The following is a 19,923-nucleotide window of genomic DNA, read 5'->3' as shown; positions in this document are numbered from 1 at the left end:
CATTCGCGGAGCCGCTGGGGTGCTGTGCGTTCACACAGCGTAGCGCTAGCTAGCTAGGGTGGCTAGGCGAGTCAGGCAATCTCGCCTCGCCGATGTGGCCTGGACTGCTTAGTTTCAGATCATGGATTGGAAGCCGGACATCCCTCGCTGGAAGCAGGTGTACGCCGTCTTTGAGCAGCGGATTGCCGACGGCGAGTACCCGCCGGGCAGTCAGCTGCCGGGCGTTCTCGCGATCCAGGGCGAGTTCGGCATCGCGCAGATGACTGCCCGGCGGGTGCTCACTGAACTACGGGACGCGGGTCTTGCGCAGATGCAGCCGGGCATCGGAACCTTCGTGACCGAGTTGCCCAAGCCCTAGCTGTCAAGCGGGCGTTGATGTCTGACATCAACGTCTGACACCAACAACGGCGTACTCCGGCGGACCGAGCCGCACCACGGCGACCAGTGCCAGGCCGCTAAGCAGCCGAGAGCCAAGCTCATTGGAGCCCCATGATCGACCTGATAAGGATGAGGCCACAGGTTCAAATCCTGTTAGCCCCACAGCATCAGAACCCCCAGTCTTCCGAGGCTGGGGGTTCTTGCGTTGCGGGTGAGGCGCTTGGTGCTTGGTGCTCGGCGCTTGTGAGGCGGTACGGGGGCTTCGTGGGGTGCGGTGGGAGGCACGAGGGGCCGGGTCCCGTGGATCGACGGAGGCCCCCAGCCGGGTGGCTGGGGGCCTCGGGGAAGTCGTGTGGGCCTTGGAGGCGGGCGCTTGGCCGTGGATTACGGTTCTGGCGCCAGGCCTGGCCGATGTGTGGTGGTGGTGTCAGCCTCGGCTTCCATGTCCGTGACGGGCAGGTGCCGGCAGCTGGGTGAGGAACCGTGCGCCTCGGCGCGGATCCGCTGCTTCATCGTCGGGGGCAGTGACCGTTCGTACGCCGCCTTCCAGATGGCGGCCATCGCCGGAGTGGGCGCACACACCGTCGCGTTGCGCTCGCTCGTGGCCTCCTGTACCGGCGTCGCCGCCGTGGCCGTCGTGGTGAGTCCCAGCGCGGCGAAGAGCGCGAGGAAGGCGGTGACGATCGTGGTCCACAGCTTCATGGGCTTGTTTCCGGTCATGACCCCTCAATTCGGGTTGGGCGATTTGCGTACTTTCCTCATGATGTGTATGTGGGGTCGATAACGGTGGACCGACGCTCGTGGCGCGTGGATGTTCCGATGAACACCACCCGTATGGACTCATAGAGGAAGAAAAGGCACCAGGAGTGGCGAAAGTCGCATGTGACGCGGCCCGCACGGAGCCCTGAGGTCCACTTGGATCGCTGCCCGCGGTGCGGTAGTTGGGGGTGGATCCAGGTCACCGATCGATATCGATCGGTGTGTATAGTCGGGCGCCAGAAGTCTCCTACGTCAAGGAAAGACGAGGTCGCGCGGTGAAGAAGCTTCTCCTGGTCGCACTGGCCGCCATCGGCGGGCTCCTCGTGTACCGCCAGATCCAGGCGGATCGCGCCGAGCAGGATCTGTGGACGGAGGCGACTGACTCCGTGCCCACGGGTTCTTGAGTCAGCAACAACCGTTACTTCACGAGCCCCGGTCGCTTCTGCGGCCGGGGTTTTGTGTTGCTCCGGGGACTGTGCCGCGGGCTCGATGTTGCGGGCTCGGGGCTTCTGAGGTAGCCGGATTCACTGGCGCGAATTGGTTGGTTGCGTTAGCGAATGGGTGAGTGGCCCGGTTGCGGTGTCGGCGGCCTCGTGGTGGTGTCCGTGCCGGTTCGGGCGGGCAGGACGCTCGGGATGGGTGGGAGAGCTGATGTCGCGACGAGGGGTGGCGCGTGATGGGGCGGGGGCGAGGGCGGGGGCGAGCGCGAGGGCCCGGCGGAGGCCGGGGAGCAGCGACTGAGGGGGGCCGGGGGCGGGCGGAGTCGGCGGGGGCGTCGGCGTCGTCGGTGGCGTCGGCGGGGGGCGTGGCGACGGTCGTGGCGGCGGTCGCCTTGACGGTGGCGATTTCGGGGCAGGCTGTGGCCGCGGGGGCGGTTCTTCCGGGGCGGGCCGTGGCTGCGGGGGTCGTTTCCCCGGGGCGGGCCGTGGCTGTAGGGGCGGTTCCTCCGGGACAGGCCCCCGCTGCGGGGGCGGCGGTTTCAGGGCGGTCCTTGGCCACGGGGGCGGTTCCTCCGGGGCAGGCCCCCGTTGCGGGGGCGGCGGTTTCAGGGGGGTCCTTGGCCACGGGGGCGGCGCTTCCGGGGCAGGCCTTGGCCGTGGGGAAGCCCAGTCCGTACGTCTTCGCCGAGGGCGCGGAGACGGTCGACGGTGCGAGCAGCAACGTCGAGGGGCACCGGCTGCGCCCAGGGAGTACGTACAGAAGCTCCCTCCCGCGCGCGGGACAGCTCTATTACCGCCTGGACCTCAAGGCCAGGGAGAGCGCGTACGTCTCGGCGACCGCGGTGCCACGGCTCGGCACCCGCGTCTCGTACGCCGACGGCGTCAAAGTGTCCGTACAGGACGCCGACGGCAACAACTGCAACCCCGTGGAGGCGCAGAGGGCACGTTTCGGGGCCTCGGAGAGCCCGCGCCCCATCACGGCCACGGCGGCGCGCCGGACCGGGCCCGATGAGCCGAGCTGTGCGGGAGGCGGCACCTACTACGTGCTCGTCGAGCGGACCGGCGCTCCGGAGTCCTCCCGGGAGGACTGGGACCTGGAGCTGCGCGTCGCGTCGGAACCCGCGCTGCGAACGCCGGGCGCGACGGTGCCACCGCGGGTCTGGAACTCCGCGACCCCCGTGCCGCCGTCCGGCGAGCGGAAACGGCGTGTGGGCGGCACCAGTTACAACACGGCACGCGCGCTGGAGAACGGCGTATGGGGGGACAGCGTCACGCCGGGCCAGACCCTCTACTACCGCGTGCCGGTCGACTGGGGACAGCAACTCTCCGTCGGCGCGGAGCTGGGCACATCGGACGGCGGCGGCGGTCGGCGCGGCACAGCGGGTGCCGAGAGCAGCCCTCGCGGGAGGGGGTTCGTCTCGCCCGGGCTCGTCATGACGCTGGCCAATCCGGTGCGCGCCGAGGTCGAGGACGCGGACACGGCGTACGACGGAAAACAGAAGTCGGCGGCTTTGGAGCCGTTGCCGCCGGTCGCCTACGAGAACCGCTTCGCCACGGAGGACGCGGTGTCCGCGATGCGGTTCGCGGGCTGGTACTACGTGTCGATCCACCTCAGTCCGGAGGTGGCGGAGAAGTTCGGCGAGGCCCCGCTGGAGCTCACACTGCGTGTGGACGTCGCCGGAGACCCGCTGCCGGGCCCTTCCTACGCGGGTTCGCCGCTGCCCGCGGAGGAGTTCGGCGTCACGGAGCGGGACACGGAGGCCGCGAGGCGGGGGGAGACGGCTTCGGGGGGTGATGCGGGCACGGGTGGCGGTGACGACCCGGTCATGGCGGCCGTCGCGGCCGGGGGCATCGGAACCGGCGTGGCGCTGCTCGCCGTACTCGGGGTGTGGACGCTGACGGCTCGCCGCAGAGCCGCCGGTGCCGCCGCGTCGGCAGCCGCGTCGGCCCCTACTTCGGACGCGCCGGTCAGAGCCGCGTCAGGGCCCAGACACCGACGGTGAGGCATACCAGCGCGGCGAGCAGCATCGGAACCGCGACCTTCGCGGGCGGTCCCGGGCGGCGACGCGGGGCGGGGGCGTAGGGCGCGCCTGGGTGGGGGGCCCGGGGGGCGGGCACGTACGTGGGTTCGGGCGCCGGCGCGGGCGCGGGCGCGGGCGCCGGGGCGGGTGCGGAGAGGGGCAGCGGGGTGGGGGGAGTGGCCGGCTGCGGGGAGTACTGAGGGGGTTGGTGAACAGGCTGCCTAGGGGGCTGGAGGGGCGGAGGCAGACGAAAGCTGCCCGTCTCGGAGCCGACGGAGCCGGCGGAGCCGACCGGGCCGACGGAGCTGGCGGAGCCGACCGGGCCGACCGGGCCGACCGGGCCGACCGGGCCGACCGGGCCGACCGGTGACGCCGGCTGCGCCGGAAACGCCGGGGGAGCCGAAGCCGCTGGGGACGCGGGGGACGCTGCGGGCGCGGGGGGCGTAGTAGGGGGTGTAGGGGGCGCCTGGCTATGAGCGGGACCCGGCGCCGGACCGTGACCGGCAGCCGAAGCCGCGCCGGAGCCGGCAGCCGAAGCCGAGCCATGACTGCCAGCCGCAGCCGCCCCGGAGCCATCAGCCGCAGCCGTGCCATGGCCGTCAGCCCCCGCAGGGCCCCAAGGCGGCGGTGGTGTTGGTGGGGTGGTCGGGGGTGTGGTGGGGGTCTCGTGTGCGTGGTGAGCACGCAGGGGGTCGGGCGTGGCCTCCGACTGGCGTGGAGCGGAGGTCAGAGGGCCGTCGGGGCCGAATCCCGCGGGCAGCGGGCCGAGCTGATCGAAGATCTCGACGAGTTCGTCGTCCGGGCCCGGCTCCGGCAGCATCTCGGCGGCCGACGCGAGGGCTTTGCGGGCCCCGGTGGCGGTGCGGAAGCGGGTCCCCGGGTCCGGCTGGAGCAGCGTGGCGAGGACTTGCCACAGCGGCTCCGGGACGCCCCGTGGGGCACTCGGAGTCCCCTGCTCGACAAAGCGTTCGATCAGCGCCTTGGCGTCCGGCTTGCCCCCCTCCAGGAGGTACAGGGCGACAAGGCCCACGGCGAAGAGATCCGCCGTGAAGTCCGGTTCGGCGCCCAGCATCTGCTCGGGGGCGAAATAGCCGGGTGTCCCCACGACGTAGTCGGTCTCGGTCAGCCGCGGCTCGCCCTTGCGCATCGATATGCCGAAGTCCGACAGGCGCAGATGCGGGCGCCCGGTGCCGGTGGCTTCGAGCAGGACGTTGGCCGGTTTGATGTCACGGTGCACGACCCCCTCGGCGTGGACGGCCGCGAGCCCCGAGAGGAGCTGGTCGAGGAGCGCGCAGGCGAAGCGGAGCGGCAACGGGCCGTAGTCCCCGATGACGTGCGCCAGCGAGCCACCGGCGACCAGGTCCATGGTGAACAGGACCTTGTCGTCGTCGGCGGCCCAACTGGCGGGCGCGAGCACATGCGGATGGTCGATCCGCATCGCCTGCTCCCGGACGAACCGCAACAGGGAGTGCGCGTCGCTCTGTCGCAGGACCTTGGCGGCCACGTAGCGGCGGCGCCGGTGGTCCCAGGCGCGCCAGACCGATCCGACTCCCCCGTGTCCGATCGGATCGACCAGTTCGTACCGGCCGGCGAAGACCTCACCCATGGTCGCGTTCCGCTCCCCTTCCGGGCCGCGCGGCGGCCCGGTCGACGGATCAGCTCTGATGCGCCTCGTAGTGGGCCACCGCGTCCGCGGTGCGCCCGGCGCCGTACACCCTGAGGAACTCTGCCAGCTCCGGGTGGGTGGGGGCGAGGGAGTCCGCAGCATCGATGATGTCACCGGCAGCCGACACCGAGCGCAGCAGTGACTGGATCTCGCGCACCACGCGCTTGACCGTGGGCGCGCCCGAACTGGCCGCCGTCTGCGAGGTGTTGGTCAGCACCGAACCGCCCTGGGACTTCTTGATCTCGTCCATGCGGTCGGTGGCCTCGGCGGCGCTCACGCTGCCGTCCGCCACCTGGCCCGACAGCTCCTGGAGGAGCTGCACGCGCTGGACGACCGCGGGGTTGCCGATCTTGGCCCGCTGACCGCTCATCAGCTGGGACAGCATGGGTGCGGAGAGACCGAGCACTCCGGCGAGACGCGCCTGATTCAGGCCCAGATCATCGATGAGTCGACGGAAGAGCGCCCCCAGCGGCTCCCCGTACCAGTTCCGCTGGAGCTCCCGTGCTCTCGCGGTGGTGTCCTGCTGTGCGGCGTCCATTGCGTCTCCCCATCGCTTCCCCTAAGACCGTGCTTCGCTGCCGCGAACCACGTCGAGCATCTTACGGAGCGTGGTCGTTGACCGGGAGCCCCAATCCTTTTGCGGGATCAGGGGGGAGACCCGGTACTCTGGTCCCCGGTGCACGCCGGGGAAGTGATTCTTCCGGTGATCGCGTCGTTGACGGGGCCTTAGCTCAGTTGGTAGAGCGCTGTCTTTGCATGGCAGATGTCAGGGGTTCGACTCCCCTAGGCTCCACTTATCAAATGCCCTCCGACCTGCGGAAACGCGGTTTCGGAGGGCATTTTTCATGCCCACTCGTGGGCACGTCGCACGACGTACGACGCGTGTCGCATGTCGTACGTCGCACCTCGCACGTCGGGGGCCACCAGGAGCCCCTGGGCAGCCTCACGATCACTCCCATTGCGTTTGGTAATCGCTCAGGCACTGTCCGTCGCCCGTGGGGCCAGGTCGAGCCCCGGCTGTCCGAGGGGGTGGCTTCAGGCGTGGGGTACGGCGCCAAGGTTCCGGCGAATGTGCCTGCCGTCCGGATGCGTTCCGCGCCATGCCGCGGCGAATTCCGCTGTGATCTGCGATACATGCCTATCGCAGGTACGTATCGCAAGTTTCTGTCGCAGGTTTCTGTCGGAGGTGCCTATTCGGGGCGGGTGCTGCAATCGCGGTGTCGCAGGGTGGCATGCCGTGGCGACTCCTCCGCATTGGAGGGTATATGCAGCGTATATATAGCAATGTTGCTGAGCTATTGCTCTCGCCTTGCTGTCCTGCCCTGTCCTGTCCCATGAAGTGACATGGAACCGAGGTCGAGACCGAGGCCGAGACCGAGACCGAGGCTGGGCCTGGGCCGGGAGCGTGAGGCCATCGGTCGGGGCGCGCACCGTGCGGTACACGGCTAGAGGGGAAAGTGTATGTGCTCATCTGGGGCGGTCCGGGGGTCTGTTGACTCCTCCCTCTGCCCTGAACTAGCGTCAAGGTGCCCGTGATTTTCTTCTTGTTATTGTGAAATGGATATCCGGAAGAGGTTATTCCATTTTCATGGGTGTACGGGGGAGTTATGTCGGAGTCTAAGTCGGAGTCGTTCACAGAAGAGGATTCCAGGAATGGGGCGTCGGAAGCGGTCGTGGGTGACGCCGCCCGTGTAGAACAGGCGCTGCTCCAGGCCGGTGCCCTGATCGAGAGCACCGTCTCGCTGCACCGGCGCCGGTCGGTGGCGTCCTTATCGGCCGGGCGCCCAGAGGGCATGCCGTTCTCGCGGGTGCTGGAGTCCCTCATCGCCACGGCCCGGTACACGGTGTGCGCGGCGCTGCCCGCCGTCGATGAGTTCACCGACACGACGGTGCGCTCGCTGGCCCGGCTTCCCTCGGCGGTGACCGTCCGGGTGCTGTGCGGCGTCGAGGTGGCCGAGTCCGCGCTCGCGCCGCTGACCGCTGCCGGGGACGGCCATGCCGAGATCCGGGTGTCCGGGAGGGAACTGCGCGCCGTCGTGCTGGTCGACGGCACCTCGGCTCTGGTGCGGGCCAGGGAAGGCTCCTCCGGACAGGTCGTCGTCGTGCACGACACCGCCACCATCCGCGCACTCGAACTGTTCGGCGCGAGCGCCTGGTCCCGGGGCCGGAGCCTCGCCGACCACCTCCAGTTGAGCCCCTTGCTCCGCAGCGAACTCGCCAGGAATGTCCTGGAGCTGCTGCGCGCGGGCCGCACCGACGAGGCGGCGGCACGCGAACTGGACGTGTCCTTACGGACGTACCGGCGCTATGTGGCGAAGTTTCTGCGCGAACTGGACGCCGGCTCCCGCTTCCAGGCGGGGGCCAGAGCCGTGGAGCTCGGACTGCTGTCGGAGTGACGCGCCGCAGGAGCACGCCTCCCCGGTACCGGCAGGGGCCGGCCCGCGCCAAGACACCGCAAGAGAGTGGACATTCGCGTGACCGACAGGAGAGATGACGAGCTGGAGCGCTCCCTGCTCGACATCCAGTCGCTGATCGAGACGATCGTGGCCCTGCACCGGTCCCGTGGCAGCCAGGAGCAGCTGATCACCACCCTGGACGAGGACTACGACGGCGTGCTCGCCCGGGCACGGCGACTGGTCGAGGGCGCCGCCCACACCATCGACATCGTCCACGCTCACGAGCGTGGCCCCGGTGAACAGGCCCCGCGCCCCGAGCGGGAGCTCATCCACGGCGCGCGCGAGGGCGTGGAGGTACGGCTGCTGACGAGGGCCGGTCCGGTCGACGAGGGCTTCGTGCGCGAACAACTGGACAGGGAGCGGCCGGTGGCGGTCCGTGTCACCCGCATCCCGCAGTTGCAGGTGATGATCGTCGACGGCCGCATCGCCCTGGTGGTGGCCTACTCGGCGGGCGGCCACCGTGCGTCGCTGATCCGCGTTCCCGAGGTGCTGCACACCCTGGCCGCCCTTTTCGACCATGCGTGGGCCCATGCCGTACCCGCCGGGGAGCGCGTCGTCTTCGAGAGCCGCAGCCGGGCGGTGCTTGCCGCACGTATCCTCCGGGCGCTGCACGGTGGTGTCACGGACGAGGTCGCGGCGCGCGGACTGGGCATGTCCGTACGCACCTACCGGCGCCACGTCGCGGACATCATGGCGCTGCTCGGCGCCGGCTCCCGCTTCCAGGCCGGGGTGCGCGCCGCCGAACTGGGGCTGCTGCCACCCGCGGCCGGGCCGGAGCTGCCATACGAGAGCTCACTGGCAGCTTCCTGAAATCCCTGTTGCCGCCCGTTCGCGAGGGCCAGTTGTATGGGGATGCAGGACCGGGGATCCGGCCGGCCCGAGCGGGCCCCGTCCCCGGCCGCCGGTGCCCCCCTCTGACGAGCCGTCGGCACACGGAGGCCCGGGTTGCTCCGGGTTGCTCCGGGTTGCTCCGGGCTGCCCCGGGCGGGAGGCCCTGCCCTCAGTTCCCACCGATAGTGCCTACCGGTGAGTGCCTACCGGTGAGTGTCCACCGGTGAGTGTCCCACCGATGAGTGTCGTGCCGATGAGTGTCGTGCGGAAGGCGAGTCCATGAATCGAGTACCGGTCGGCTTGGTGTTCCCCGGTCAGGGGACGCAGAAGCAGGGGATGGGCGGGCCCTGGCGGGACACTCCGTCCTGGGAGCTCACCGCCGAGGTCTCCGCCGCCACCGGGGAGGACCTCGCGGAGCTGCTCCTCACCACCCCCGATGACCAGCTTCGACGTACCGACCTCGCGCAGCTCGCCGTCTTCACGGTCGCGTTGATGGCACATGCCGAGGCCGTACGGGCCGACAGGATCGGCGGCCCGGTGGTCGCCTGCGCCGGGCACAGCCTCGGCGAGTACGTCGCCCTCACCGCGGCCGGCGCCCTCTCCATCGGCGGGGCGGCCACACTGGTGGGCGTCCGCGGCAGGGCCATGCGAGAGGCGGCCCTGGCCCGCGAGGGAACCATGGGCGTCCTGGTGGCCGCGCCGCTCGACCAGGCCGAGGCGCTGGTCGACGAGGTCCGCGGCGAGGGCGCGGAGGTGTGGGTGGCCAACGTCAACGCCCCGGGCCAGACCGTGGTCTCCGGTTCGACGCAGGGCGTCGCGGAGGTCGGTGTGCGCGCCCCCTCGATCGGCGCCAAGATGCTCCGCCTCGGCGTCGGCGGAGCCTTCCACAGCCCTTACATGGCACCGGCGGCCGAGGCCCTGGGCCGAGCGCTGCGGGAGGCGGAGTTCACCCCGGCGCGTCTGCCGGTGGTGGCCAACGTCGACGCCGCGCCGTACACCGACGGTGAGGCCTGGCGGGTCCTCGGCGTCCGCCAGCTCACCTCGCCGGTGCTGTGGGAGCAGAGCGTGGCGACCCTCACCGGGGAGCTGGGCTGCCGCCGGCTCGTCGAGCTGGGCCCCGGCCGCACCCTGTCCGGCCTCATCCGTCGTATCGTCCCGGAGACCGAGGTCGTCTCCGTGGACGGTCCCGCCGCGCTCGCCGCCCCGTCGGCGGCCCACCGGTGAGCGTCGCGGTCCGGGAGCCCGAGAGGATCAGCGGGATCGGGGTCCTCGACAAGGCCTCGGCGCTGCTCGCCGTGGTGGAACAGGGCCCGGCGTCCCTGCCCAAGCTGGTCGCCGTCAGCGGCTTCGCCCGCCCGACCGTGCACCGGATCGCCCAGGGCCTGGAGCGGCTCGGGCTGCTCGCCAGGGACTTCAAGGGCCGGTACGTGGTCGGCCCCCGGTTCGGGAACATCGCCGTCGAGGTACGGCGCGACCAGCTCGCCGGGGCGGCCGTGCCCGTCCTCGACGACCTGTACGCGCTGACCGGCCTGCACGCCCGGCTCTTCCGGCGCCACGAGGCCAAGCAGGTCTGCATCAGCACCTCCGGCGAGACGGCCGAGGGCGGCAGCCTGCTGCCCATCGGTACCGCCCGCCCGGCCACGGAGGGCCCCGTCGCCCAGGTGCTGCTCGCTTGGGAGGAGCCCGAGAGTCTGTACGAGGGGTTGCGCCGCGCCCGGTTCACCGCCGCGCAGCTCTCCCTGGTGCGGCGGCGCGGCTGGGCGCACGGCCCCGACCCGATGGTCCCGGGCTCCGTCTCCACGAGCGTGCCGGTGCGGGCCCCGGGGAACCAGGTGGTGGCCGCGCTCGTCCTCACGGGGCGCACGTCCCGGATATCCGTGGGACCCAGCCGGCTGCTGCTCGGCGCGGTGACGGACGCGGCCGATGAGCTCAGCGTCGGACTCCGTAGATCACGAACGGCCTGACAGGGCCGGACCCGATGCGTGCACCAGGGCCGGAATCGGCCACCCACACACATCGGTCATGGACAAGGCGGGTTCTCCCGGCCACTGAGCGGTCGGGATATTCATTGAATGCGGTACGAGTTGTGTATTGCGTGCCGAGCCGCGAATGGCAATAACAGGTCATCGAATCAAGCAGGGGGAGCGGTCCCGGCGCCGCACCGGCCGATTGGTGCCATCTGGCCGATTTACGCGGCAAGGTCCGCCTCGGAGGCGCGCAGCTTGCTGCCATTGCGGGCCGCTGTACAGCGCTCCTGTTGTGTCAGGGGGCGCTCGGCAAGCGAATTTGATCAAGCGTCGACCAGTCGCTCGTTGACTGGTAAGTGAGGGGGAGGCTAGCGTCTCGAACTGATTGCGACTGCCTGGATGGTCACTTCGAGTGGCCGAATCCTGCGGTTTCGCCAAACGTTAGCAGAGGGTTGCTTGCCGTTAAGCGTCGCAGTTGACGTGGGAATGGAAAGGGCCCCGGAGCGTTGGGTGGCCTGCACCGACAGACATGTGGTGGTCGGGCAGGGCTCGTTTCGCGCCGTTTTGGCCATACGGGGGAAGTGGTGAAGTGGTGAACCGACCGTCTGCTGGGTCCACCTTGCGAAGAAGTGAAGAGGTAACGGAATTTGTAATTCCGAAAAGATTTGTCGCCAGGGGTGGGAGCGACGACGTGGAGGGCGCACTCCTGCGCGCTTCCAAGCTCATTGAGTCGACCGTGACCAGCCATCGCCGACAGACGGCGCAGCGCTCCGTGCTGTCCCGGGGCGTTGAGCCGAAGACCTTCGGCGACGTGGTGGAGCAACTGATCAGTGGCGCCCGGCGCTCCATCGGCGCCGTCCTCACGGAGGACGAGGGGCAGCCGGAGGCCGTGTGCGCCGCCCTGGAGCGCCTGGGCGCCGCGCGCCGAGAGGGGCTCGCCGTCCGGCTGTTGTGCACCCCGCGCGCCCTGGGCTCCGACGCCGTGCGCGCCCTGGGACGCCATGGCCCGCTGCCCGAGATCCGCGTCGCGGTGGGGCCGGTGCAGGGAACGCTGATCGTGGACGGGCGCATGGCCCTCGTACCGGTGGAGGGGCAGCCCGCCGGCGGCCGGGGTTCGGCGGTCCAGGACCCGGCCGTGGTGCGGGCCATCGAGTCGCTCTTCGCCGGCGTCTGGTCGTCGGCCCTCTCCCCCGATGAGTACAACCGCCTGGGCAGCCGGGCCCGTACGGGCTTCACACGCCGCATACTCCAGCACCTGAGCGCCGGACTCACCGACGACATAGCCGCGCGCGAGATGGGGGTGTCGCTGCGCACCTACCGGCGCCACGTGGCCGAGATCATGCGCGCCCTCGGGGCGAACTCCCGCTTTCAGGCGGGTGCGAGAGCCGTTGAGCTGGGCCTGATGTCCGGCACCGACTGATCTGGGGGCGGGCGAGCGGTCCAGCACCGCTGCGGCCCACAGATCATTCTCATGAGTACTGCTGAGTCGCCCCGGGGGGAGCAAGAGCGTCGATGAGTACTGTCGAAACAGGGATGCCCGCGCATGCCGAGAAAAGTGATGACCGGAATGACACCGGTACGCGGGAGGACGAGATCGAGCGGGCGCTCCTTGAGGTCCACGCCCTGATCGAGGACACCGTCGCCAAGTACCGGAACCAGGAGTCCACGCAGCCGCTGGTCACCTCGGTGGAGCCGGACGAGGGGACGGTCCTCGCGCAGGCCGAGAAGATGATCGGTCAGGCGAAGCGCTGGGTCGACGTGGTCCTGGCCACCGACGCGGCCCGCTCGCGCCGCATGGACGGGCTGCTGCGCGGCCTCGCCGAGGCCCGCGGCGACGAGGTGGAGATCAGGGTGCTGCGCACCCGGGCCACCTTCGGCCGGGAGGCCGCGCGCGACTACCGCGCCATGACCGGCAACTTCGACGTGCGGATCGCGCGTAGTCCGGTGCTCGACTCCGTGGTCGTCGACGGCAACGTCGCCCTGGTGTTCGCGGACTCCGCCATCGGCCCGAGGGCCTCGGTGACCGGCGCGACCGGTGTGATCCGGATCCTGCGCACCCTGTTCACCGGGGTGTGGCGCAACGCCGTCTCGGTCACCGACCGGATCGACTTCGGGGACCGCACCCGTACGGAGTTCGCGCGGCGGATACTCGGCTGTCTGCACGCCGGGGTGACCGACGAGGTGGCGGCCAGGGAGCTGTCGGTGTCGGTGCGCACCTATCGGCGCTACGTCGCCGAGATCATGGAACTGGTGGGCGCGAACTCCCGTTTCCAGGCGGGGGTGTACGCCGCCGAGCTCGGGTTGCTGCCGGCTCTCGCGGACCGCTGCCCCGATCGTGGGCCATAGCGGCGGCCCCGTGCCGGGACTCGTTTCGGAGTCCTGCCGTTTCGGAGTCCTGACTTTCTGTCTTCGGTCTTTCTTTGGCACCTTCCTGAAGTGCTCGTTGCGGGGGTCGTCCCGCCGGGCTGAAAATGTTTCTGACGCTCACCGCTGCCTTTCGTCGGCGGTCGCGTCGCTGGCAGCTTCCTGACGGGAGAGGGCGGCCGGAAATTGCTTTGAGTGCCGCCCTCACCTGCGACGATGCCATGGAATTAGCTCCTGCGGAACGGAACCAACAGCCTTGCGGGGCCACGGAGTTGGATCTAATGTTCTGCGGGAGCGGCTCGAATACCATGGAAAAGCCGCCGAATTCTTATATCTCGTTCCTGACGCCTGTTGCCGCCTCCGGCCCGCGTCATTGCGACGAATCCCGTGTACGACAAAAATCGTGAGAGGTTACGTCATCATGGCTACTCTGACCGCTGAGCGCGCGGCGACCATCAAAGAAATGGTCTGCGAGATTCTGGAGCTCGAGGAGGACGAGGTGACCGACACCAGCCTCTTCCGCGAGGACCACGACGCCGACTCGCTCCGTGCCATCGAGATCCTCGCCTCGCTCGAGAAGGAGTTCAAGGTCGTCATCGACCAGTCCGAGCTGGCACGCATGGTGAACCTGAAGGGCGTCTACGAAGTCGTCTCCGAGTCAGCCGGCTGGTAATCGGGCTTCGCCGAGAAAACCGAGACTGGTTGGAGGAATCGATGACGACTCTCGCGCATGACGGTTCGGCCACCGCGGCCCACCGAGTGGTTCTCACTGGATTCGGGGTCTTCTCCAGCATTGGAGTGGGCGCCGCAGAGTTCGCCGAAGGGCTCCGTTCCGGCCGCAGCGGAGCGAAGCCGATCACGGCCTTCGACACCCAAGGGTTCGCCCACGCCAACGGGTGCGAGATCGTCGACTTCGAGCCCGGGAAGTGGATCCGCAACCTCGATGTGGACGAGCTCGGGCGGGCCAGCCAGTTCTCGGTGGCGGCGGCCCGGATGGCCATCGAGGACGCGGACCTCGATGTGGCGGCCCTCCAGCGGCAGCGGGGCCTGATCTCCATCGGGACGACCGACGGGGAATCCTTCGACCTGGACCATCTGGTGGAGAGCCAGCTCCAGCACGGCCCCGAGCAGATGGACTCCACCATCGCCCGCCGGGTGCGGGCCGGGCGGCTGTCCGCGGCCATCGCCCACGAACTCGAACTCACCGACGTCGAGGCGGTGACGATCCCGACCGCCTGTGCCGCGGGAAACTACGCGATCGGCTACGGCTTCGACGCGGTGCGCACCGGCGAGGTCGACTTCGCGCTCTGCGGTGGCGCGGACGCCATGTGCCGCAAGACCTTCGCCGGCTTCTACCGCCTCGGCACCATCGCGCCGGAGCTGTGCCAACCCTTCGACACCGACCGCAAGGGCATCCTCACCGGCGAGGGCGCCGGGGTCCTCGTACTGGAGAGCCTGGAGTCCGCGCTCGCCCGCGGCGCCCGGATCTATGCCGAGGTGCTCGGCTACGGCCTCAACTGCGACGCGTACCACCAGGTCGCGCCCAATGAGGCCAGCGTCGGGCGGTGCATGGAGATCGCCCTGGAGAACGCCGGGGTCAAGCCGCACGAGGTCGACCTGATCTCGGCACACGGCACCGGCACCAAGGCCAACGACGTCACCGAGGCCCGCGCCATCCGCCAGGTGTACGGCGAGGACGCCCCCCGCACCATTTCGATCAAGTCGATGCTCGGCCACACCATGGGCGCGGCCAGCGCCCTCGCGGCCATCGCCTGCTCGCTCGCGATCGTGCACCGGTTCATCCCGCCGACGATCAACCACGTCACCACCGACCCGGAGTGCGAGGTCGACTGCGTGCCGAACGAGGCGGTCGAGGCGGATCTGCGGATCGTGCAGAACAACGGCCTGGCCTTCGGCGGCAACAACGCGATCGTCATCCTCGGCAAATACGAGGGGGAGCAGTGAGCCGCTGGCCGGTCACCGGAGTCGGTTCGGTCGCCAGCGTGGGCGCCGACGCGGACGAGGTCTTCCGTAACCTGTGCGCGGGTCGCAGCGGCATCGGCACGCTGCGCGGCTTCAACCGCGACTGGTACAACGCGGACTTCCTGTACGAGGTCGACAACCGCGAGGCGCCCGGCGTCGACACCGTCGGCCGGGCCTCCGCGCTGCTGGCCGACGCGATCGGACAGGCGCTGCGGGACGCGGGCCTGCCCGAGGACCTGCGGGGCGTACCCGTGCTCATCGGCACCGGCCTGCGCGAGCTGCGCTCCGTCGAGCTGTGGTGGCGCGACGACGCCGGCTTCGACGCCGCGCGGCTGCACTTCGGCACCGCGCTGCGTGAGCGGTTCGGCGCCGATGACACCCACACGATCTCCAACGCCTGCTCCGCCTCGCTGTACGCCCTCGCGCTCGGCGTCGACCTCCTTGAGTACCAGGACGCCGACACCGTGGTCGTGGCCGGCGTGGACGTCATCACCGAAAGCATGTTCGGCCTCTCCGATCGGCTCCAGCTCGACCCGCCGGACCGGCTCCGCCCCTTCGACCGGGACCGCAAGGGCACGGTGATGGGAGAGGGGGCCGCGGCGATCGTGCTGCGCCGCAGCCCCGGCCCGGGGCCGGACCCGTCGTACGGCTGGGTCCGTGGCGTCGGCGTCAACTGCGACGCCTTCCACGCCACCGCGCCGGACGCGGCCGGTATCGCGGGCGCCATCCGGGAGGCGCACACCCGGTCCGGGGTCAAGCCGGAGGACATCGGCCTGGTGATGATGCACGGCACCGGCACCCCGCTCAATGACGCCGCCGAGGCCACCGCGCTCGCCGAAGTGTATGGATCGCACATCGCCGGTCCCCTGATGAGCGGCATCAAGTCGATGACCGGGCACACCTCGGGCGCTTCCGGGCTGCTCGGCCTGATCGTGGCCCTGAAGGCGATGCGCGAGCAACGCGTCCCGCCCCACACGGGCCTCGACCACCCGGCGTCCGAGACCGAGGGCTTCCGCCTGGTGCGGGACGAGGCGGTGGCCGCGCAGGTGAAGCTCGCCCAGGTCGACGCCTTCGGTTTCGGCGGCATCAACGCGGTGGCAGTGCTGGAGGCGGCCGAATGAACGTACAGGTGACCGGAGTGGGCCTGGCGCTTCCGGGCGTCCGCTCCCCCGAGGAACTGCTCGGCGAGCTTCCGCGAGCCGCCGAGCCCGTGGACCCGGCCGCGCGGATCGGCAAGAAGGGCCTCAAGTATAAGGACCGGGCGACCCAGTTGGCGCTGTGCTGCGCCGACGAGGCGCTGCGGGACGCCGGGCTGCTCGGCGCGGACGGCCTGACCGTGCCCGGCGAGACGGTCGCGGTGCTCGTGGCGTCCAACTATGGGAACGTCGACACCGTCTGCTCGGTGGTGGAGACCATCGCCGCCGACGGCGCGGCGAGCGGGATCAGCCCGATGGACACGCCCAACGCGTCCAGCAACGTGATCGCCTCCACCCTGGCGATCAAGTACGGGCTCCGCGGCCCCAACCTCATGATCTGCAACGGCGCGACCTCCGGCCTCGATGCCGTCCGCTGGGCGCACGGTCTGATCAGCGCCGAGCGGGCGGGCCGCGCGCTCGTCCTGGGCGTCGAGCCCGACAACGAGATCGTCCGCGGGCTGACCGGGGCGGACCGGATCATCGACGGCGCGGCCGCGGTCGTCCTCGAACATCCCCGGGCGGCCGCCGAGCGCGGCGCCACCGGGCGCGCCGTGGTGGGCACGAGCGTGCGCACCGCGGGCGTGCAGGACTGCCTGGAGCGGCTTGCCGGTCCCCGAGGGGACGTGCCCGCCGCGTGGTTCGGCCCCGGTGCCGGAGAGGGCCTCGGCTCGGCGGTGCTCGGCTCCGGGACCCGGCACCACGAACTCGCCGGAGCGTGGGGCGAGGCGTCGGCCGTCCTCGGCGTACTGCAATGTGCCGGAGCGGTCGGCTGGTTCGCGGGCGGTGGCACGGGACCGGTCTTCGCCCTGTCCGGGCGCGACCACGACGACGCCACCGCGGGCCTCGCACTCCTGCGGCCGGAACCCGTCTGATGGGCGGCACGACGGCGCCGGGGCGGCAGGCGGCGGAGCCCGTCCCGCTGTTCGTACGCCACCGCCCGGCGACCGGCGGGCCGGGCGCCACCGCCCGGCGGGCGCTGCTGCTGCACGGCCTGGCCAGCAGCCCGGCGGTCTGGGACCGGCTGCTCGACAGGGCGCCGTACGGCCTGGAGACCTGGACCGCCGCACTGCCCTGGCGCGCCGACCACGTGCAGCCGTGGAGCCGGCAGGAGGGGTACGAGGATCGGCGGGGGCGCACCGACTGGATCGCTGCCGCCCTCGACGAGGTGCCCGGCGGCCCCGACCTGGTGGTCGCGCACTCCTACTCGGCCAACCTCCTGCTCGACTTCCTGAGCCGGGAGGCGGCGATGGGCCGCGACCCGCTCGGCCGGTACGGGATCGGCGCGGTCGTCCTGGTCTCGCCGTTCTACCGGCGCTCCGCCGATGACTTCGCGTGGGACGCGATCGCGGGCATGCAGCGTGACTTCCTCGACATCATGGAGGAGGGGCTCGGGTCCCACCCCGGCCGTCCCGTCGACCCGGAGATCCGGCTCCACATGGCGCGCCGGGTGTGCGAGCGGGTCGGCCCCTACGGCTGGATGCGGTTCTTCGAGGCCTATCTGCGCACGCCCTGGCTCCGTACCGAACTGATCGACCTGCCCGTCGTGGTCGTCACCGGCCGGCGGGACGTCGCCGTCGCCGAGAGCGAGCTGCTCGTGGCCGACCTGCCCCGGGCCGAACTGCACGTCATCCCCGAGTGCGGCCACTACCCGATGGCCGAACACCCCGAGCTTTTCTCCGCCCTGGTCGGCGGAGCCCTCAACCAGATCCCGGTCCGGCTGCCGGACGCGGTGCGTGAACGAGCTAGGAGCGCGTGATGTCAGAAACCACCGTGAAGTCGCTGCTGAACGAGTCGACCACGGTCGTCCTCAGCCCCGGCTACGAGGGTGCCAACATCGGCACCATCATCGGCTTCAAGCATGTCAACTACCTGGTCGAGAAGGCGGTCATCGAGCACTTCCGGCACAGCGGGCTGCCGGTCGGACGGCTCTACGAGGAGCAGGGGCTCGGTTTCGACATCGTCGACATCGACGCCCGGTTGCAGACCGCCCTGGTCGTCGACGACCAGGCCACGATCGAGGTGACACCGAACACCAAGGACGGCGCCGCCGAGCTCTCGTTCAAGGTCACCGTCAAAGTCGAGCGCGACGGCGAGCCGAAGAAGGCCGTCGCGGCCAAGGTGAAGGCCGTGCTGCGGTACGACGAGAACGACGTGCGGATGGTCCGCAGGCTGCCGGTGCCCGAGGGCCTGGAGCAGTTCGTGACCCCGCGGATCGGCGGCTCCGAGCCGGGGGCCGCCGTGCCCGCCGTCGACGACCGGCTGATCTCCGGCGGCTCGGCCGAGACCGACGCGGTCCTGGAGCAGCTTCTCGCCGGCGAGAACGCCTACGGCTGGAAGTTCCGCATCCCCTACCCCTTCGTGCACTTCTTCGAGCGGCTGCAGATGTCCGGCTACCTGCGTCTCATGGAGGAGGCCAAGCACCGTTTCGTGGACGCCCGCGGCCTGTCCATCCGCAAGCTGCTCGCCGAGCAGAACTGGATCCCGGCCGTCACCCACTCCCGGGTGACCCTCCTCGACGAGGCGCTCCTCGAAGAGGACCTCTATGTCGTCTACACGGTCGACGACATCTTCAAGAACCTGCTCTACACCTCCCGCCTCGACACCTATGTGGTCCGCGACGGGCATCTGGTGCAGACCTCGACGGGCACCATCACGCACGCCTACGGCGTGGTCGAGAACGGCAAGGAAGGCCGCCTGGTCACCTTCGACGAGCGTGTCCTGAGCGCCTTCAACAACGAGCAGGCGTGACCGGGATGGCCACTGAGGTACGCGGCCCCGTCGTCTCGGGGTGGTCGGCGGTGTCGCCGTACGGCATCGGACGGCAGGCCTTCGCCGAGGGCGCGCGGTCGGGCCGTACGACGGTGGCGCCACTGGACTCCGAGCGGTGGCACGGGCCGGACGAACAGGCGTGTCTGGTCCCGGACTTCGTCATCAAGGACGTGCTCGGCCGCAAGGGCACCCGGTCCATGGACCGGGTGACGGGGCTCGCCGTCACGACCGTGCGCGAACTGCTCGCGGAGGCCGGCGACACGGCGGAGCACGGCGCCGACGTCGGCCTGGTGCTCGGCACCACCACCGGCAGCGCCCAGAGCATGATGGACATCACCCGCGACACCCTCGTCCACGAGAAGCCGTTCTACATCGACCCCTCGCACATCCCCAACGCGATCATGAACTGTCCCGCGGGCCAGTGCGCGATCTGGTACGGCCTCAAGGGGCCCAACACCACGGTGGCGGCGGGGCGTTCGTCGGGGCTGCTCGCCCTGAACTACGCACGGCGGCTGCTCGCGGCGGGCCGGGCGCGCACCGTGCTGTGCGGCGCGGCCGAGGAGTACTCGGCGGCCCGCTCCTGGCTGGAGTGGCACACCCGGGGCGAGGACGAGACGGACGTGGTCCTCGGGGAGGGCTGCGCGATGCTGCGGCTGCGGCCCGCCGACGCCGTGGCAGAGGGCGAGGGACTCGCCGAGGTGCTGGCCGTGGAGTCGGGGGTGGCACCGCCCGGCGGAGCCGCGGCGGCGCTCACGGCCACCGTGCGGCGCGCCCTCACGCGGGCCGGGGTCGGCCCCGACGACGTCTGGGCGGTGTCGCCGTCCGGGCCCGCCGGAGACCTCGGCGAGCAGGAGCGGGCGGGGCTCGCATCACTGTGGAGCGACTCCGGAGTGCGGTGGGTGCCCCAGTTGGGGCTCATCGGTGACACCGCGGCGGCGACGGCGGCGTTCCAGGTGGTGTCGGTGCTCACGGCCGCACCGGACACGCCGGGCTCCCGCGGCCGGGTCGCGGTGGTGACATCGGTCGACCGCGACGGCGCGCTCGCCTGCGCACTCCTGCGCATCCTCTGACCCACCATCGACAGACGCTGAAA

At 70.5% G+C, this 19,923-nt stretch carries 19 protein-coding genes and 1 tRNA gene; 17 read left to right on the top strand and 3 right to left on the bottom strand.

Annotated features, from left to right (window positions below; translation table 11 throughout):
* Positions 1-121: 121 nt before the first annotated feature.
* Positions 122-358, top strand: a complete 237-nt coding sequence (locus ACRAKF_RS19930; RefSeq protein ID WP_447038527.1) for a GntR family transcriptional regulator — start codon at positions 122-124, stop codon at positions 356-358.
* Positions 359-762: 404 nt separating this feature from the next.
* Here the strand turns inward: ACRAKF_RS19930 and ACRAKF_RS19925 are convergent, their stop codons facing one another.
* A complete protein-coding gene (locus ACRAKF_RS19925) occupies positions 763-1,098 on the bottom strand; it encodes a DUF6344 domain-containing protein (protein ID WP_447038526.1) in 336 nt (111 codons plus the stop codon).
* Between the two features lie 314 nt (positions 1,099-1,412).
* Between ACRAKF_RS19925 and ACRAKF_RS19920 the strand changes: the two genes are divergently transcribed.
* Positions 1,413-1,541, top strand: coding sequence for a DLW-39 family protein (locus ACRAKF_RS19920; protein ID WP_003999697.1), 129 nt, complete (start codon positions 1,413-1,415; stop codon positions 1,539-1,541).
* A 692-nt stretch (positions 1,542-2,233) separates the two neighbouring features.
* A complete protein-coding gene (locus tag ACRAKF_RS19915; RefSeq protein WP_447038525.1) occupies positions 2,234-3,580 on the top strand; it encodes a hypothetical protein in 1,347 nt (448 codons plus the stop codon).
* Here the strand turns inward: ACRAKF_RS19915 and ACRAKF_RS19910 are convergent.
* Together ACRAKF_RS19910 and ACRAKF_RS19905 are read right to left on the bottom strand one after the other, a co-directional pair.
* The gene (locus tag ACRAKF_RS19910) at positions 3,546-5,204 is read right to left on the bottom strand and encodes a serine/threonine-protein kinase (RefSeq protein ID WP_447038524.1); all 1,659 of its coding nucleotides are present in this window, start codon (positions 5,202-5,204) and stop codon (positions 3,546-3,548) included. The genes ACRAKF_RS19915 and ACRAKF_RS19910 overlap by 35 nt on opposite strands.
* Before the next feature lie 49 nt (positions 5,205-5,253).
* Positions 5,254-5,802, bottom strand: a complete 549-nt coding sequence (locus ACRAKF_RS19905) for a helix-turn-helix domain-containing protein (RefSeq protein ID WP_447038523.1) — start codon at positions 5,800-5,802, stop codon at positions 5,254-5,256.
* A gap of 182 nt (positions 5,803-5,984) precedes the next feature.
* Here ACRAKF_RS19905 and ACRAKF_RS19900 point away from each other — a divergent pair.
* The 14 genes from ACRAKF_RS19900 (at position 5,985) to ACRAKF_RS19835 (ending at position 19,900) form a co-directional block, all read left to right on the top strand.
* Positions 5,985-6,057: transfer RNA gene (locus ACRAKF_RS19900), tRNA-Ala, on the top strand.
* Between the two features lie 880 nt (positions 6,058-6,937).
* Positions 6,938-7,660 carry a DNA-binding response regulator gene (locus ACRAKF_RS19895; protein WP_447038522.1) on the top strand — a complete coding sequence of 241 codons (723 nt, stop codon included), beginning with the start codon at positions 6,938-6,940 and terminating at the stop codon, positions 7,658-7,660.
* 78 nt (positions 7,661-7,738) lie between these two features.
* Positions 7,739-8,530 (top strand): LuxR family transcriptional regulator, encoded by a 792-nt coding sequence (locus tag ACRAKF_RS19890; protein WP_447038521.1) that lies wholly within the window; start codon positions 7,739-7,741, stop codon positions 8,528-8,530.
* A gap of 300 nt (positions 8,531-8,830) precedes the next feature.
* Positions 8,831-9,775 carry an ACP S-malonyltransferase gene (locus tag ACRAKF_RS19885; protein WP_447038520.1) on the top strand — a complete coding sequence of 315 codons (945 nt, stop codon included), beginning with the start codon at positions 8,831-8,833 and terminating at the stop codon, positions 9,773-9,775.
* Positions 9,772-10,515: an IclR family transcriptional regulator gene (locus ACRAKF_RS19880; protein ID WP_447038519.1), complete on the top strand. Its 744-nt coding sequence runs from the start codon at positions 9,772-9,774 to the stop codon at positions 10,513-10,515. The genes ACRAKF_RS19885 and ACRAKF_RS19880 overlap by 4 nt, the downstream gene beginning before the upstream one ends.
* A gap of 739 nt (positions 10,516-11,254) precedes the next feature.
* A complete protein-coding gene (locus tag ACRAKF_RS19875) occupies positions 11,255-11,938 on the top strand; it encodes a helix-turn-helix transcriptional regulator (protein WP_447038518.1) in 684 nt (227 codons plus the stop codon).
* Between the two features lie 92 nt (positions 11,939-12,030).
* On the top strand, positions 12,031-12,864 hold the full coding sequence (locus ACRAKF_RS19870) for a LuxR family transcriptional regulator (protein ID WP_447038517.1): 834 nt from the start codon (positions 12,031-12,033) through the stop codon (positions 12,862-12,864).
* A 439-nt stretch (positions 12,865-13,303) separates the two neighbouring features.
* Positions 13,304-13,555, top strand: a complete 252-nt coding sequence (locus ACRAKF_RS19865; protein WP_447038516.1) for an acyl carrier protein — start codon at positions 13,304-13,306, stop codon at positions 13,553-13,555.
* Positions 13,556-13,596: 41 nt separating this feature from the next.
* Positions 13,597-14,847, top strand: coding sequence for a beta-ketoacyl-[acyl-carrier-protein] synthase family protein (locus tag ACRAKF_RS19860; RefSeq protein ID WP_447038515.1), 1,251 nt, complete (start codon positions 13,597-13,599; stop codon positions 14,845-14,847).
* Positions 14,844-15,986, top strand: coding sequence for a beta-ketoacyl synthase N-terminal-like domain-containing protein (locus tag ACRAKF_RS19855; RefSeq protein ID WP_447038514.1), 1,143 nt, complete (start codon positions 14,844-14,846; stop codon positions 15,984-15,986). The genes ACRAKF_RS19860 and ACRAKF_RS19855 overlap by 4 nt, the downstream gene beginning before the upstream one ends.
* Positions 15,983-16,933, top strand: coding sequence for a beta-ketoacyl synthase N-terminal-like domain-containing protein (locus ACRAKF_RS19850; RefSeq protein ID WP_447038513.1), 951 nt, complete (start codon positions 15,983-15,985; stop codon positions 16,931-16,933). The genes ACRAKF_RS19855 and ACRAKF_RS19850 overlap by 4 nt, the downstream gene beginning before the upstream one ends.
* Positions 16,933-17,817 carry an alpha/beta fold hydrolase gene (locus tag ACRAKF_RS19845; RefSeq protein WP_447038512.1) on the top strand — a complete coding sequence of 295 codons (885 nt, stop codon included), beginning with the start codon at positions 16,933-16,935 and terminating at the stop codon, positions 17,815-17,817. The genes ACRAKF_RS19850 and ACRAKF_RS19845 overlap by 1 nt, the downstream gene beginning before the upstream one ends.
* Complete coding sequence (locus tag ACRAKF_RS19840) at positions 17,817-18,809, top strand: hypothetical protein (RefSeq protein WP_447038511.1); 993 nt, start codon at positions 17,817-17,819, stop codon at positions 18,807-18,809. Before ACRAKF_RS19845 ends, ACRAKF_RS19840 begins: the two co-directional genes overlap by 1 nt.
* Positions 18,810-18,814: 5 nt before the next feature.
* Complete coding sequence (locus tag ACRAKF_RS19835) at positions 18,815-19,900, top strand: beta-ketoacyl synthase N-terminal-like domain-containing protein (protein WP_447038510.1); 1,086 nt, start codon at positions 18,815-18,817, stop codon at positions 19,898-19,900.
* The last annotated feature ends 23 nt before the right edge of the window (positions 19,901-19,923 follow it).

Source organism: Streptomyces sp. DSM 118878 (assembly GCF_052936595.1).
Note: the sequence above shows the minus strand (reverse complement) of the source record. Positions and strands in the feature narration are given on the sequence as shown.

What these genes read in the sequence shown, in the direction of transcription:
- ACRAKF_RS19840 (WP_447038511.1), top strand. Translation starts at nt 17,817, where the DNA reads ATGTCAGAAACCACCGTGAAGTCGCTGCTGAACGAGTCGACCACGGTC.
- ACRAKF_RS19885 (WP_447038520.1), top strand. Translation starts at nt 8,831, where the DNA reads ATGAATCGAGTACCGGTCGGCTTGGTGTTCCCCGGTCAGGGGACGCAG.
- ACRAKF_RS19850 (WP_447038513.1), top strand. Translation starts at nt 15,983, where the DNA reads ATGAACGTACAGGTGACCGGAGTGGGCCTGGCGCTTCCGGGCGTCCGC.
- ACRAKF_RS19845 (WP_447038512.1), top strand. Translation starts at nt 16,933, where the DNA reads ATGGGCGGCACGACGGCGCCGGGGCGGCAGGCGGCGGAGCCCGTCCCG.
- ACRAKF_RS19835 (WP_447038510.1), top strand. Translation starts at nt 18,815, where the DNA reads ATGGCCACTGAGGTACGCGGCCCCGTCGTCTCGGGGTGGTCGGCGGTG.
- ACRAKF_RS19910 (WP_447038524.1), bottom strand. Translation starts at nt 5,204, where the DNA reads ATGGGTGAGGTCTTCGCCGGCCGGTACGAACTGGTCGATCCGATCGGA.
- ACRAKF_RS19930 (WP_447038527.1), top strand. Translation starts at nt 122, where the DNA reads ATGGATTGGAAGCCGGACATCCCTCGCTGGAAGCAGGTGTACGCCGTC.
- ACRAKF_RS19870 (WP_447038517.1), top strand. Translation starts at nt 12,031, where the DNA reads ATGAGTACTGTCGAAACAGGGATGCCCGCGCATGCCGAGAAAAGTGAT.
- ACRAKF_RS19860 (WP_447038515.1), top strand. Translation starts at nt 13,597, where the DNA reads ATGACGACTCTCGCGCATGACGGTTCGGCCACCGCGGCCCACCGAGTG.
- ACRAKF_RS19925 (WP_447038526.1), bottom strand. Translation starts at nt 1,098, where the DNA reads ATGACCGGAAACAAGCCCATGAAGCTGTGGACCACGATCGTCACCGCC.
- ACRAKF_RS19865 (WP_447038516.1), top strand. Translation starts at nt 13,304, where the DNA reads ATGGCTACTCTGACCGCTGAGCGCGCGGCGACCATCAAAGAAATGGTC.
- ACRAKF_RS19905 (WP_447038523.1), bottom strand. Translation starts at nt 5,802, where the DNA reads ATGGACGCCGCACAGCAGGACACCACCGCGAGAGCACGGGAGCTCCAG.